This is a genomic window from Pseudomonas sp. KnCO4, from assembly GCF_045344305.1.
GTDB classification, from domain to species: Bacteria; Pseudomonadota; Gammaproteobacteria; order Pseudomonadales; family Pseudomonadaceae; genus Aquipseudomonas; species Aquipseudomonas anuradhapurensis.
On sequence record NZ_CP174199.1, the window covers coordinates 3,247,757 to 3,260,379 of the forward strand.

At 61.3% G+C, this 12,623-nt stretch carries 15 protein-coding genes and 2 pseudogenes; 8 read left to right on the forward strand and 9 right to left on the reverse strand.

All coding sequences use genetic code 11. The features are described 5' to 3' along the window. Positions 1–85: 85 nt before the first annotated feature. Together ACJA3S_RS15180 and ACJA3S_RS15185 are read right to left on the reverse strand one after the other, a co-directional pair. On the reverse strand, positions 86–403 hold the full coding sequence (locus ACJA3S_RS15180; protein WP_406819125.1) for a helix-turn-helix domain-containing protein: 318 nt from the start codon (positions 401–403) through the stop codon (positions 86–88). A gap of 160 nt (positions 404–563) precedes the next feature. Further along, positions 564–1,250: a hydrolase gene (locus tag ACJA3S_RS15185; RefSeq protein WP_170030355.1), complete on the reverse strand. Its 687-nt coding sequence runs from the start codon at positions 1,248–1,250 to the stop codon at positions 564–566. 229 nt (positions 1,251–1,479) lie between these two features. Here ACJA3S_RS15185 and ACJA3S_RS15190 point away from each other — a divergent pair, with 229 nt between their 5' ends. Next, entirely contained in the window at positions 1,480–1,947 is a 468-nt protein-coding gene (locus ACJA3S_RS15190) for a RidA family protein (protein ID WP_406819126.1), read from the forward strand. 16 nt (positions 1,948–1,963) lie between these two features. Here the strand turns inward: ACJA3S_RS15190 and ACJA3S_RS15195 are convergent, their stop codons facing one another. Further along, a complete protein-coding gene (locus tag ACJA3S_RS15195; protein WP_406819127.1) occupies positions 1,964–2,929 on the reverse strand; it encodes a LysR family transcriptional regulator in 966 nt (321 codons plus the stop codon). 81 nt (positions 2,930–3,010) lie between these two features. Between ACJA3S_RS15195 and ACJA3S_RS15200 the strand changes: the two are divergent. Then, positions 3,011–3,316: pseudogene (locus ACJA3S_RS15200) on the forward strand (LysR substrate-binding domain-containing protein); the annotation flags it as partial. Between the two features lie 12 nt (positions 3,317–3,328). On the opposite strand, the gene ACJA3S_RS15205 reads toward ACJA3S_RS15200, so the two are convergent. Further along, a complete protein-coding gene (locus ACJA3S_RS15205; RefSeq protein WP_406819128.1) occupies positions 3,329–4,153 on the reverse strand; it encodes a cupin domain-containing protein in 825 nt (274 codons plus the stop codon). A gap of 128 nt (positions 4,154–4,281) precedes the next feature. On the opposite strand from ACJA3S_RS15205, the gene ACJA3S_RS15210 reads away from it, so the two are divergent. From ACJA3S_RS15210 to ACJA3S_RS15220, 3 genes are all read left to right on the forward strand, one after another. After that, positions 4,282–4,800: a carboxymuconolactone decarboxylase family protein gene (locus ACJA3S_RS15210; protein ID WP_406819129.1), complete on the forward strand. Its 519-nt coding sequence runs from the start codon at positions 4,282–4,284 to the stop codon at positions 4,798–4,800. A 168-nt stretch (positions 4,801–4,968) separates the two neighbouring features. Beyond that, positions 4,969–5,214: a DUF2790 domain-containing protein gene (locus tag ACJA3S_RS15215; RefSeq protein ID WP_170030361.1), complete on the forward strand. Its 246-nt coding sequence runs from the start codon at positions 4,969–4,971 to the stop codon at positions 5,212–5,214. A 31-nt stretch (positions 5,215–5,245) separates the two neighbouring features. Next, positions 5,246–6,262 carry an alpha/beta hydrolase gene (locus ACJA3S_RS15220; RefSeq protein ID WP_406819130.1) on the forward strand — a complete coding sequence of 339 codons (1,017 nt, stop codon included), beginning with the start codon at positions 5,246–5,248 and terminating at the stop codon, positions 6,260–6,262. A 282-nt stretch (positions 6,263–6,544) separates the two neighbouring features. Here the strand turns inward: ACJA3S_RS15220 and ACJA3S_RS15225 are convergent, their stop codons facing one another. From ACJA3S_RS15225 to ACJA3S_RS15235, 3 genes are all read right to left on the reverse strand, one after another. After that, on the reverse strand, positions 6,545–7,345 hold the full coding sequence (locus ACJA3S_RS15225; RefSeq protein ID WP_406822257.1) for a carboxymuconolactone decarboxylase family protein: 801 nt from the start codon (positions 7,343–7,345) through the stop codon (positions 6,545–6,547). A 37-nt stretch (positions 7,346–7,382) separates the two neighbouring features. Continuing rightward, the gene (locus ACJA3S_RS15230; protein WP_406822258.1) at positions 7,383–8,369 is read right to left on the reverse strand and encodes an aldo/keto reductase; all 987 of its coding nucleotides are present in this window, start codon (positions 8,367–8,369) and stop codon (positions 7,383–7,385) included. A 226-nt stretch (positions 8,370–8,595) separates the two neighbouring features. Then, positions 8,596–9,582 carry an aldo/keto reductase gene (locus tag ACJA3S_RS15235; RefSeq protein ID WP_406819131.1) on the reverse strand — a complete coding sequence of 329 codons (987 nt, stop codon included), beginning with the start codon at positions 9,580–9,582 and terminating at the stop codon, positions 8,596–8,598. 278 nt (positions 9,583–9,860) lie between these two features. Between ACJA3S_RS15235 and ACJA3S_RS15240 the strand changes: the two genes are divergently transcribed. The 3 genes and pseudogenes from ACJA3S_RS15240 (at position 9,861) to ACJA3S_RS15250 (ending at position 11,505) form a co-directional block, all read left to right on the forward strand. Beyond that, positions 9,861–10,769, forward strand: a complete 909-nt coding sequence (locus ACJA3S_RS15240; protein WP_406819132.1) for a LysR family transcriptional regulator — start codon at positions 9,861–9,863, stop codon at positions 10,767–10,769. A gap of 114 nt (positions 10,770–10,883) precedes the next feature. Further along, positions 10,884–11,048 (forward strand): annotated as a pseudogene (locus tag ACJA3S_RS15245) (transposase domain-containing protein); the annotation flags it as partial. Positions 11,049–11,058: 10 nt separating this feature from the next. Continuing rightward, positions 11,059–11,505 (forward strand): GNAT family N-acetyltransferase, encoded by a 447-nt coding sequence (locus ACJA3S_RS15250; RefSeq protein WP_406819133.1) that lies wholly within the window; start codon positions 11,059–11,061, stop codon positions 11,503–11,505. A 304-nt stretch (positions 11,506–11,809) separates the two neighbouring features. Here ACJA3S_RS15250 and ACJA3S_RS15255 read toward each other — a convergent pair whose 3' ends face one another. Both ACJA3S_RS15255 and ACJA3S_RS15260 read right to left on the reverse strand, forming a co-directional pair. Next, entirely contained in the window at positions 11,810–11,950 is a 141-nt protein-coding gene (locus tag ACJA3S_RS15255; RefSeq protein ID WP_406819134.1) for a hypothetical protein, read from the reverse strand. A gap of 122 nt (positions 11,951–12,072) precedes the next feature. Then, a complete protein-coding gene (locus tag ACJA3S_RS15260; protein ID WP_406819135.1) occupies positions 12,073–12,273 on the reverse strand; it encodes a DUF3606 domain-containing protein in 201 nt (66 codons plus the stop codon). Positions 12,274–12,623 lie beyond the last annotated feature (350 nt).

The window sequence follows — 12,623 nt, forward strand, 5'->3', positions numbered from 1 at the left end:
CTGCTTTCGTTATCACTGCACGCGCCGTGCTCGCCGACGATGACCGCCGAACACCTGCTGCTGCCACCTCTGCGGGGTCATGCCTTCAGTCCTGAAAGTGGGATTGATCGTAGAAACCGCACGTCAGTGCGATGTCCACAAGCAGCATGGTGGAAGTTTCCAGCAGCGTTTTGCTCTTCAGCACCCGCTGTTCGCGCAGCCATTGCTGCGGGGGCATACGGGTACTCTGCTTGAACATGCGCGAGAAGTGGCTGCGTGACAATGCGCACGCTTGAGCGACTTCGGCAACCGAAATGCCGCTGTCCAGCTTTTCCAGCATGAGTTGTTTGGCGGCTTCTATCTGCCAGGCACCGAGCGGCGCCGTTGCCGCCGGCACTGACGCCGGCACGGTGAATTGTTCCATGTTCTCACCCGTTCACACATCCAGGTAACCGGGTGCGCGCCTGCCCGCGGTCACAAGCCAGGCACCAGGCTTCCCAGGGGAAGACCAGGCCCAGGTGGCTCGGCCTGCAGCGCACCCTTGCAATCAATCACCAGCCCCGTTCAGGGGCTACGGGTGACGTTCAGACAGCTGCCGCCACCGGTGCCAGGGTCGGGCCATGCTGAACACGCTCAGGCGCCTTGTGCACCATGGTGTAGGCGTAATCGACGCCCATGCCGTAGGCGCCGGAATGTTCTTTCACCAGCGCCATCACGGCGTCGTAGGTGGCCCGGTTCTTCCAGTCGCGCTGCCATTCCAGCAGCACCTGTTGCCAGGTCACCGGCACCACGCCGGCCTGGATCATGCGCTGCATGGCGTAGTCGTGGGCTTCCTTGCTGGTGCCGCCGGAGGCGTCCGCCACCATGTAGATCTCATAACCGGCGTCGTGCATGGCCGACAGGGCGAAGGTGGTGTTGCACACTTCGGTCCACAGGCCGGAAACGATCACCTTGTTGCGGCCGTTGTGCTTGAGCGCGTCACGCACCTTCTGGTCATCCCAGGAGTTCATCGAGGTGCGCTCCAGCAGCGGAGCGTCCGGGAACACCGCGAGCAGCTCCGGGTAGGTGTGCCCCGAGAAGCTTTCGGTCTCGACCGTGGTGATGGTGGTGGGCACGTCGAAGATCTTCGCCGCCTTGGCCAGGGCCACGGTGTTGTTCTTCAGCGTCTGGCGGTCGATGCTCTGCACACCGAAGGCCATCTGCGGCTGCTGGTCGATGAAGATCAGCTGACTGTTGAGGGGGGTCAGAACTTCGGTTTTAGGGTTGCGCATGGTTGCTTCCTCTCCGCTGGATGATGGTCAGTCGCACCGTTCGTGGTGCATGCCTCGGCGTCGTCGCCGCTTGAGGTGGAACACAAGATAGCGAAACCCGGCAGGCATCGGTGGCGCACTTTTGCGCTCACAGAAGCTCTTTTTTGCGCCATCAGGCGTGGCGATGCGCTGCTAGCATTCGCCTGTCCATGCGGGTCAATCCGGCCCGCTCATCTGCAGGGGAATGCACATGGCAGCTTCACAACCACTCAACAAAGACACCGCCTACTGGGGCGTTCCCTGGGAGGATGCCTATGGCTATCCGCAGGCACGCCGGGTCGGCAACGAGATCCATGTGTCGGGCCAGTTCAACCATGACGAGGATGGCAACCTGGTCGCCCCGGCGCCGCTGGATGCCGACGGCAAGCCCAGTGACTTTTCCTCGATGGGCGAGCAGATGCGGGTCGCCTACGCCAACATTGCCAAGCTGCTCGCGCTGTATGGCGCAACCCTGCAGGATGTGGTCGAGGAGACGCTCTACGTGCTGGACATGGACGCGGCCTTCGCCGTCGTCGGCAAGGTGCGCAAGGCGGCATACGGCACTGAGCGGCCTCAGTGCGCAAGCAACATCATTGGTGTCTCCAGGCTGGCCCAGCGCCCGCAGTTGATCGAGATCGCCTGCAAGGCCGTGATTGGCGCCGGCGCATCCGGGCGCTAGCTGGCCGGGGCTGGCCTCAGCTGGCTGGGAGGTGCCCTTCGACCAAGGGCTTCTGCTCGGCCACGGCGGCGGCACAGAAGGTCATGAAGGCTTTGACTCGCCACGACTTGCGAATGTCCTGGTGGGTCAATAGCCACAGTTCATCCTGCAGCTCGGGCACCACCGGGCCGGCACGCACCAACCCCGGGGTGATGTCGCCCAGCATGCACGGGAGAAAACCAAACCCGAGCCCTGCCGCGATGGCCGCGCTCGCAGCGGCGACGGAATCGGTGCGGTACACGATGCGCTCGGGGGCGACCCGGTTCTCGACGTAACTTGTCGCCCGCAAACCGCACAGCGCGCCAGCATACGAGACCCATGGCTGCTCCCCTTCGAAAAGGGCGGCAGCGCCTGCCTGGCCGGCACAGCAGTACGGCGCCCAGGCGATGTTGGCCAGTTTGCGGCCGACCAGGCTGTCGGCAGGTTTGCGCGTCGCCCGGATGGCGATATCCGACTCGTCCCGGGCCAGGCTCAAGGTCTGGTTGCCGACCAGTACTTCCAGGGTGATGCCCTCATTCAGCGCCTTGAACTCGGCGATGATCGGGGTGAGGAAGTACAGCAGCAGCGAGTCGCTGGTGGTGATCCGCAGCTTGCCGAGGGGGCCCTGGCCAGCACGGGAAACACGCCGCGTGACGCTGACGATGTCCAGCTCCACGCGCTCGGCCAGCGCGCGCAGCTCGGCACCTTCGGCCGTGAGCAGGTAGCCCGACTTGCGATGGTCGAACAGGGCGATGCCCAGGGTGCGCTCGACCTGGGCAATGCGCCGCGAAACGGTGGACACGTTCACCCCGAGCTTCTTGGCCGTGGCGGCACGATTGCCACACTCACTGAGGGTCTTGATGATGCGCAGGTCGTCCCACGACAGCTGGCTGACAGCCTCGCCTGCGTCCCACTTCGCAGGGGTTGCCGAAGCAGGCTGAAGTTTTCCAGTGAGTGATTGCACAGGTTCCGATCCACAGGCGAATGCGCCGATGATACGAGAAGCGACCGGGTTGAACCAAGTCGTCTGCCGTGTCGCGGTGGTTTCACCCTGCTGACGCACTATGACAACTGGCAGTTCACCCACGGCGAGCAAGCGCTCGAGGTTGCCATCAAAGGCAATGTCACCAGCAACAGCAGCGAGGCCATCCGCGAAATGGTGCTCGGCAGCCTGGGCCTTTCCCTGTCGCCCGAATGGCTGTTCGCAGCCGATGTCGCGCACGGCCGCGTGCGTAGCGTACTTGACGATTACCAGGCCACCGCACTGCCTGTCAGCGCCGTGTTCAGCCCCGAGCGACGGCGCTCCGCCCGTACGAAGGCGTTCATCGATTTTCTCCGGGCGCACCTGTAGGCGCCCCGGGCGCTATGCCGAACCCTGCTTCAGCCAGGCCTTCGGGCTAGCGCCAACCTTGCGCCGGAAAGTCCGGGCCAAGGCCGACGGGCTTTCATAGCCGACCTCATCGGCAATCAGCGCAATCGGGCGCCCCTCGCGCAGACGCTTCTGGGCCAGGCTGATGCGCCAGTTGGCCAGGTAGTCGGCCGGGGTCATGCCCACGGTGTGGCGAAAATGCGCGGCAAAGCTGGCCCGCGACATGCCTGAACGATCAGCCATCTGCGCCACCGACCAGTTGTGCTGTGGTTCGCTGTGGATGGCGACCAGTGCGCGCGAGAGCTGGGCGTCGGCCAGCCCGGCCATCATCCCCGAGGTAATGCTGCGGTTGGCGATGAGATGGCGAAGCAGCTGGACTACCATCAGCTCGAACAGGCGATTGAGCATGACATCGCGGCCACATTCGTCGCCGGAGGCTTCGGCAAACAGCCAGTCGAGGGTACCGGTCAGCATTGGCAGTTCGCGCAGTGGCTTGATGATGAAATCCGGCAAGGCCAAGGTCAGCGGGTTGTTGGCACCGCCCTCGAACTGCAAGGTGGCGCAGACCAGCTCCGCCTCATCGGCTTGGGTCGCCACCAACCGGTGTGCCTGCGGGCGCACCGCCAGGATCAGGCTCGGTTCGTTCAATTCCAACAGCTGCCCGTGCTTGTCCCTGAAGGCCAGGCGGCCGGAACGCAGCAGGTGCGCGTACCCCACCCGCTGTTGCCCATCAAGGTCGGTAGTGCCGCAGAAGCCGCCCTGGTGAAAGGTGGCGGCATGCAGGTTGAAGTGTTTGAGCAACGTCGACAATCGGTCCATGGCACACTCGGGTTTAGACGATCTGTTGCATAATTTCGATGATCTGCAGCCGAAAGGAAAGCCCGGCTACCTAACATTGACTCCAAGCTTGATCGACAAGCCCGTTAATCAACCCTTGGAGAATGACCATGACTCGTATCGCTGCCCTCTCGCTGGACCAGGCACCTGCTGGCTCGCGCACCGCGCTGGAAGGTATCCAGAAAGGCCTCGGCTTCATCCCCAACGCCTTCCGCACCCTGGCCCACTCCCCTGCTGTATTGAACGGTTACATGGGCCTTGCCCAAGCCCTGGGCAAAACCTCGCTGAGCGCCGCTGAACGTGAAGTGGTCGCCCTCGCCGCTTCGCAGGTGAACGGTTGCGACTACTGCCTGGCCGCGCACGCTTTCTTCGCAGGCAAAGCGGGCCTGAGCGAAGAGGCAATCAGCCAGGCCCGCAGTGGCACGCTCAGCGCCGTTGCCGCACTGGCGCGCCAGGTCACCGAAAGCCGCGGTCAGCTGAGCGACCAGCAGATTGCAGCAGCCCGTGAGTCGGGTATCGACGATGGCAAGATCGTCGAGGTGGTGGCGCAGGTGACGCTGTTAACCCTGACCAACTACCTGAACAACATCGCCATTACCGATATCGACTTCCCGCCGGCAGCACGCTAGCCAAACCATCCGGCCATCGCCGCTCAGCGGCGATGGCCGGGGCTGATGCACCGCCTCAATCAGCACCATTACGCAAATATATTTTGTACGCTAACTATTATCGCGCAACATACCAGTCAACCAGCAAGCACATGCTGATCCCACTATCCCAGCTAACGGAGCATGACCATGAACTTCAGCAAAGCAATCGCCATCGCCACCTTGACCTTCGGCGCCAGCTTCGGTGCCTTCGCCCAGACCGCCTCGCCGTACCAGTACGGCACGCACCTGGACATCGCTCAAGTCATCGCCATAGATGCCCCGGCCAACGCCAGCGGGCACACCAGCACCGCCACCCTGACCTACCGCGACAGCGACGGCAAGGTGCAGAAGGTCAGCTACCTGCGCCCGACCACTTCCGCCAACCAGAACTGAACACCCTAACTAGCGCCCCAGGAGCTTGACCATGAAACTCTCCCGCCCCCTCGCCGCCGGCCTGCTTGCGCTCGCCGTCAACAGTGCCTTCGCCGCCGGTAGCCCCGGTGTGGAAAGCACTACCCAGGCTTTCCTTCAGGCCCTTGAAGCTGGTGGCGGCAAACCGCTGGAAACCCTGGCGCCGAAAGACGCGCGTGCCGTGCTCACTGGCGCCCAGGCCAGCGTGAAGGTCGACGTTGCCGGCACCCAGGTCGAGCGCCGCACTATTGCGGTCGACGGCCAGGCCCTGGAGATCCGCGTGGTACGCCCACAGGGGGCGCAAGGCGAGTTGCCGGTGTTCATGTTCTTCCATGGCGGTGGCTGGGTGCTGGGTGACTATCCGACCCATGAACGCCTGATCCACGACCTGGTGCTCGGCTCCGGTGCGGCGGCGGTGTACGTCGACTACACCCCGTCGCCGGAAGCTAAGTTCCCCACCGCCATCAACCAGGCCTACGCCGCCACCCGTTGGGTTGCCGAAAACGGCAAGCAGATTGGCGTCGATGGCAGCCGTCTGGCGGTGGTAGGCAACAGCGTTGGTGGCAACATGGCAGCGGTTGTCGCGCTCAAGGCCAAGGAGGCCGGCACGCCGAAGCTGCGCTTCCAGGCCCTGCTGTGGCCGGTGACCGACGCCAACTTCAACAACGGCTCGTACAACCAGTTCGCCGAGGGCCATTTTCTGACCCGCAACATGATGCAGTGGTTCTGGGACAGCTATACCAGCGACCCCAGGCAGCGTGACGACATCCATGCCTCGCCGCTGCGCGCCAGCCTGGAGCAGTTGAAAGGCCTGCCACCCGCGTTGGTACAGACCGCCGAGATGGATGTGCTGCGCGACGAAGGCGAAGCCTATGCGCGCAAGCTGGGTGCTGCCGGTGTCCCGGTGACCGCCGTGCGCTACAACGGCATGATCCACGACTTCGGCCTGCTCAACGTGCTCGGCCAGGTGCCCGCTACCCGCAGTGCGATGGACCAGGCGGCCCAGGCGATCAGGCAGCACCTGCAGTGATCGTGGTTGCGGCTTGCTGACATCTTCTCGGGCCGGTCGCGCGGCTGCCACAAGTACAACCGAGGTCTGAAGGCTGGTGGTATTCGTGTCGGAGTCGCGCTTACCGGCGATGGGCCGCGAAGCGGCGCTGGTTTGGAAGTGTCTGCTTGGGGTGGAAAGCGGTTATTCCACGAGCGGCAGCTATCGACCCATAGCGGCCCGTCGCAGACGACAGCCCCAGGTCAGAAGTGAACGGAGCGAAGACTCCACTCATCTTCTCGGCTTGGTACGACGTGGGCGCAGCTATTGCCCTGCTGCCATATGCAGCTCCAGTGCATCGCTTGCACGCCGCGAAACGTCGGCGCTGACGTGTTCGCCCAGCAGTTGGCTCAGTTGGCGAAGTTGCTGAGGCGTAACCCCCATGTTCATCGCGATGCGTATATGAGCCTGCAGTTGCGGCGTCACGCCTTCCAGCGCAGAAAGCATCGCGACGGTGGCGATTTCCCGGCTTTGCCAATCCAGATTGTCGCGTTCGAATATGTCGCCAAAGAGGTGAGCGCGCAGGTATTCATTGGCAACCGGAGCAAAGTCGAATAACGCACCTTCGACAGGTCCACCGGACAATCTGGTTTGGTTTGCAATGCCCGCCGCCAGCAACTCATCCCCTTTGGGAATCGATTTGCTGGGTTCGCGCCCCGGTTGGTCCACGATTCCTTGTTGTTTGCGAGCCTGCACCACCTTCATCAACTCGCCCAGGGCATTCAGACTGCGGGGGAAACCCGCGTAGGCGTACAACTGCACCAGTACCTCGCGTGCTTCGCTGATGGTCAGTCCGGCATCCAGTCCCCGATTAATCGCACCGTTCAGACTTGGGATATCGCCCGCTGCCGCGAGGGCTGCTATGGGGACAATGCTTTGCTGGCGATTGTCGAGCGTCTCGCCAGGGAGGGTTGGTTGGTCGTGTTCAGCCATGTAATGGTTCTCCTGTACTGCTAATGTCGGTGTCGTGGCGTCCAGAGCGGCAGTCAGGCCCAGAGCAATCCCAAGAATGCGGACAGTCCCGCGCAGATTAGTCAGCCTGCTCAGCGTCGTATTACTGCTCATCGTGACCTTCTCCATCCGTTCCAGATTCTTTCAACGCCTAGCTGCGATCAAACTGGCTTTCGGTGAACGGGTCGGCGCGGCCGCCATGCAGGGCGATCCGAGACAGACCCGCATCGATCTCCTGCAACTCGTCGGCGGTCAGTTGGACACTTGCTGCCCCGACGTTTTCGACCAGGTGCGGATATTGCGTGGTGCCAGGGATCGGTACGATCCACGGTCGCTGCGCCATGACCCAGGCGAGGGCGAACTGAGCGGAAGTAGTGTTCTTGCGCCGAGCCCAGTCCCGTGCGAAATCTAGAAGCGGCATGTTGGCTGCCAGGGCTTCGGGCTGGAAACGCGGCAGGTTATGGCGGCGATCGGTCTTGTCGAAACGCTGGCTTGGGTTGACTGCACCGGCAAGAAAGCTCCGAGCAGTTGGGCAGTAGGGAACAAAGCCAATTCCCAGCTCCTCCAGCGTCGGAAATATCCGGCTTTCCGGCTCCCGCCACCACATGGCGTATTCGCTCTGAACGGCAGTGACAGGGAGCACTGCGTGGGCTCGGCGGATGGTAGTCGCACTGGCCTCTGAAAGACCCCAGTGCGTAACCTTGCCCGCCTGGATCAGCTCCTTCACCGTACCCGCTACCTCCTCGATCGGCACGCTGGGATCGGGGCGATGCTGGTATAGAAGATCGATTCGGTCCGTCTTCAGGCGTTTCAACGAACCGTCTACGGCCCGGCGGATATGGTCAGGGCGGCTATTGAGCGCTGTGGGTCGGCCTTCCTCGACGCCGAAGCCGAACTTGCTAGCGATCACCACCTGGTCGCGGATGGGGCCCAAGGCTTCGCCGACGAACTCTTCACTGAAGTAGGGGCCGTAGACCTCGGCGGTATCGAAGAACGTGACTCCCTGTTCGAAAGCGGCGCGGATGAGCGAAACCATAGCTTTGCGGTCGCGCGGACCTCCGCCGTAATAGCCCACCATCGGCAAGCATCCAAGCCCCATGCAGGAGACTTCCAGCGAGCCGAGTCTACGCATGCCCATGATCTGCCCCTCAACGGGAACTCCAGCGCTGCCGCTCCCGGTACTTATCGTTTGTGCCAAGGCATTTTCAGGCCTCCAGAGCGCGCTTGCCGCCAGCAGCAAGCTGGATCCAGTAACGATGAAATGGCGACGATCCATGGACACCGAATCGTCAGAGGAGTACGTGCCGGAAATGTTCTTACTCATAAGCTGAAGGGTCCCCGTGGCATGTGGTATGGAAGAAGGGCTACCAGGCGTAGGCCTGAGGCGCTTCTCCGCCGGGGCCCGGCCAAATTTCTTCCAGGCAACGCACGGTGTCTTCTGACAGCGTGATCGTCGTCGCACGCAGCGCGTCCTGGAGTTGCTCCACAGTGCGGGGGCCAATCAGCGGGGCGGTGACGACGGGGTTGCGCAGCAGCCAGGCCAGCGCGATATCCGCGGGAGCCTCGCCCAGGTCCTCACAGAGGCTTTCGAATGCTTCCAACTGCTCCCGATGTTGTTCGATGAGGCTCGTGAACGCGGGTCTTGCGCGCCGGCCGCTGGTGGCCTTTTTCAGAACACCGCCCAGCAGGCCGCCGGCTAGAGGACTCCATGGAATGAGACCGAGCCCGAAATGTCTGCAGGCGGGAATCACCTCCAGCTCCACCGTCCGGGCTGCCAGGTTGTAAAGGCTTTGCTCTGCCACCAGCCCAAGGAAGTTGCGGGCACTGGCCATCGACTGCGCTGTAGCAATATCCCAGCCAGCAAAATTGCTGCTGCCGATATAGAGGACCTTGCCCTGCTGGACGAGAATTTCCATGGCTTGCCAGATCTCCTCCCAGGGCGTGTGACGGTCGATGTGGTGCATCTGGTAAACATCGATGTGGTCCGTCTTCAGCCGACGCAGGCTGTCCTCACATGCTTTGCGGATGTGGTAGGCCGACAACCGCCGATCGTTCGGACCCGGTCCCATGGGTTGATAGAGCTTGGTGGCCAGGACGATGCGATCACGGCGGCCTCCCTGTTCAAGCCACCGGCCGATGATTTTCTCGGACAGGCCAGAGCCTTGCGGGATGTTCGGTGATTGTTCCGTCCCATAGACGTCGGCCGTATCAATGAAGTTGATGCCTGCCTCGACCGCTTCGTCGAGGATGCGATGACTCGTCGTCTCGTTGGAGACGTCGCCGAAATTCATGGTGCCCAGGCACAGGCGGCTGACCTTGAGACCTGTTCGGCCGAGATGCGTGTAGTCCATGCACATGCTCCGTGACGTGATGGCGCCTGTCGGGCGGATTGCTCCGGTCGGCGCAGGTGAGCAACGATAGCGCGCGTCAGGGGACTGAATTAGCGGGTTGTCCTTTCATGGACTTGTGAGGAATTCTCATGAGCAGAAGTTGAAATGAGGCGGTTTAATAGTTCACCGATTCACGGGCTTTGGCTTGCTGGACCGCTATCGCGTCGGTCTCCGGGAAATTGTCACAGCGATATCCTGATTGGAGCGCCAAGCTAGCCCCCTCGATTTGGAAGGCCTTTATGCAAAGCCATCGTGCTGATGTTGCCGATCTGATCTACTTTCGGGCCATTGCCCGCCATCGCAGCTTCAGCCGCGCGGCTACCGAGATTGGCGTTAGCGCATCGGCACTGAGCCACGCGCTGAAGGGGCTGGAAAGCAGGCTTGGGGTCCGACTGCTCAACCGGACGACCAAGAGCGTTACGCTGACAACGGCAGGGGAGGCGCTCATCGAAGCGATCGGTCAGCCGCTCGAAGCTATCGATGAGGCGTTGGAAACGCTCAACCGGTTTCGCGACACCCCTAGCGGACGGATTCGAGTCAATGCAGCTGTCGAGGCGGCCAATCTGCTCCTTGCGCCGGTCCTGCCCGGCTTCATGGACCGCTATCCCGACGTCGAACTCGATATCGTGGCCAGCAATCGCCTGGTTGACGTGACCGACGCGGGTTTTGATGCCGGCATTCGTTATGGCGGCACGGTGCCTGAGGATATGGTAGCGCGGCGGCTGTCGGCCGATATCCGTTGGGTGATTGCGGCGTCTCCTGAATATCTGGAGCGCAATGGCACCCCTGAACACCCGGACGACCTGCTTAACCATCGCTGCATCAGCAACCGTCTGGGCGACGACCGGGTCTATCGATGGGAGTTGGAACGCGATGGAGAGGCGCTGCAGATTGCCGTGCCGACCTCCGTGACGGTCGATCACGCGGAGACCGGTTTGGTCGCCGTGCTGGGAGGGGCAGGCTTGATGTATTTCCCGGAGCCTCTGGTTGCGCCTTATGTGAACGCTGGGCGGCTTCGCCTGGTGCTGAATGAATGGGCCCCGCTAGAAGAAGGATTCCACATCTATTACTCAAGTCGCCGGCAACTGCCGACGGGGCTGAAGCTTCTGATTGAGTACATCCGAGAAATCAAACCACTTGGTTACTAAACGCGCGTCTGCACGCGTCATTTCCGTTGTACAGGGATAGACGTCCGCTTGTGGCCGAGAGCAGTCGTCCAGCAACGTCTGCTTTGGGTCGAAAGCGGTCATGCGCAACCGGCCGGTGCGGCTATCATTAGTTTGATCCAGTCGGCCCGCATGAACGGGCATGATCCTTATGCCTATTTCAAGGTCGTGCTGATGCGGCTGCCGACTCAGCGGGCCAGTGAAGTTGAGCAGCTGCTGCCGCATCAGTGGGCGGCAGCTTGGCAGTATAGAAGTCGTTGAGGAAAGCAATGTGATCCGGCTAGCCGACGTAAGTGATGAGCCCGATGTTAGAAACTGCGCTGAACAAGCCTATGCTCGTTATGTGCCAGTGATTGGGCGCAAGCCAGCCCCGATGATCGCCGATTACGTCGCGCAGATAGCGGCAGGAGTGGTCTATGTTGCGACGGACGGCCAAACCGGGTTTCAGGGCTTTATTGTGTTTTATGACAAGGATGGATATTTCCTGTTGGAAAATGTAGCAGTCCTCCCGAGCGCAGCCGGATGCGGGGTTGGAAAGAAGCTAATTAGTTTCTGTGAAAATGCCGCCCGACATCATGGTGTGAGCGCCGTTCGTCTGTATACCAATGCAAAGATGACAGACAACCTTTCGGTATATTCCAGGCTTGGTTATGTAAAAGTAGCGGAGCGCACGGAGGATGGCTTCGATCGCGTTTACTTCGAAAAAGACCTTACATAACCGGACGCGGCCTCTACAGGCCGGCCCAGATGATGCTTCTGCATGAGGGGGATGGGCCGGTCGCTTACAGTCCGCAATGCGTCGAAAGCGGACGGTGCAGATAGGATGATGTTCTCGCCACATGAGTCTGTTTCTCTGAGCTGAACAACCAGGTTGCCCTAGTGGCTGATCCTGATGGGTGCGCAGCAGCCTGAGCGAGCTGGGCTATGCCGCGCGCCGACGGCGGGAAATCGACGAAGGTGATCTGGTGGACATGCTGATACTGGCGGAGGCAGTCTGGTTATGGGCGCACGAGCATGACCATTCAGGCGGCCCGCTCGGCGTCGATCTGGTGCCATAGTTCCTCTTCGATGAACTCGGCATAACGGTCGGCCATCTCGGCGCAGCCATTCCGGCCCAAGTCATGTGGGCCACCGTCTGGATCCAGCCACTGGCCGGATAGCACGCGAAACTCCAGCTCCCGGTAGCCTTGAGCGTCCCAATCGCTCGATCAGGCGCCAGGCCGAAGCTGCTCCTCCACCAGATCAGTTACACTGCAACACGCTGGCTTCACCGTCCACCGCAACCTCATACACGGTGCCTCCTGGACATGTTATTTACCAAGCTCTTCCGAACGTTTTCTGTGCTATTGCCTACGGCCTTCACAGCTTCCCGGAGCTGTTGCTCGGTGACGCCGAATTTTTGTGACCCGTAATGGACCTTCCAGTCTTCGCTGAGATTGATGCGAGCCCGATCATGTGTGCCGCGGTTCAAAAGATTATCAGCCATTTCTAGGCTCCTTTGAGGAGACTTGGTCAAACCAGGCCGCTGAACATCTGGACCTAGGGTAGAGGGGCAGGTTTATTTTTTTTGAGGGTAATTGGTCGGCAGAAAGCCTGAGGCGAGCGAAAAACGATTCCAAAACTGAAAATGGCGACCCTTGCAATATGCGGCCTGTAGCCGTGCCGTTTCACCGTTGTTTTGGAATCGATTTTGCGTTGCGGGCGGCATGAATATGGCGCTCGTACCACGGTCTTGAAAACCGTTGAGCAGAACCTACGCCTGGGCTGCACCTGTTGGGCGGCTCGATTGGCCTCTGCGAACAGCCGCTTTCGATCCAAAACGGACATTGGGAGTAT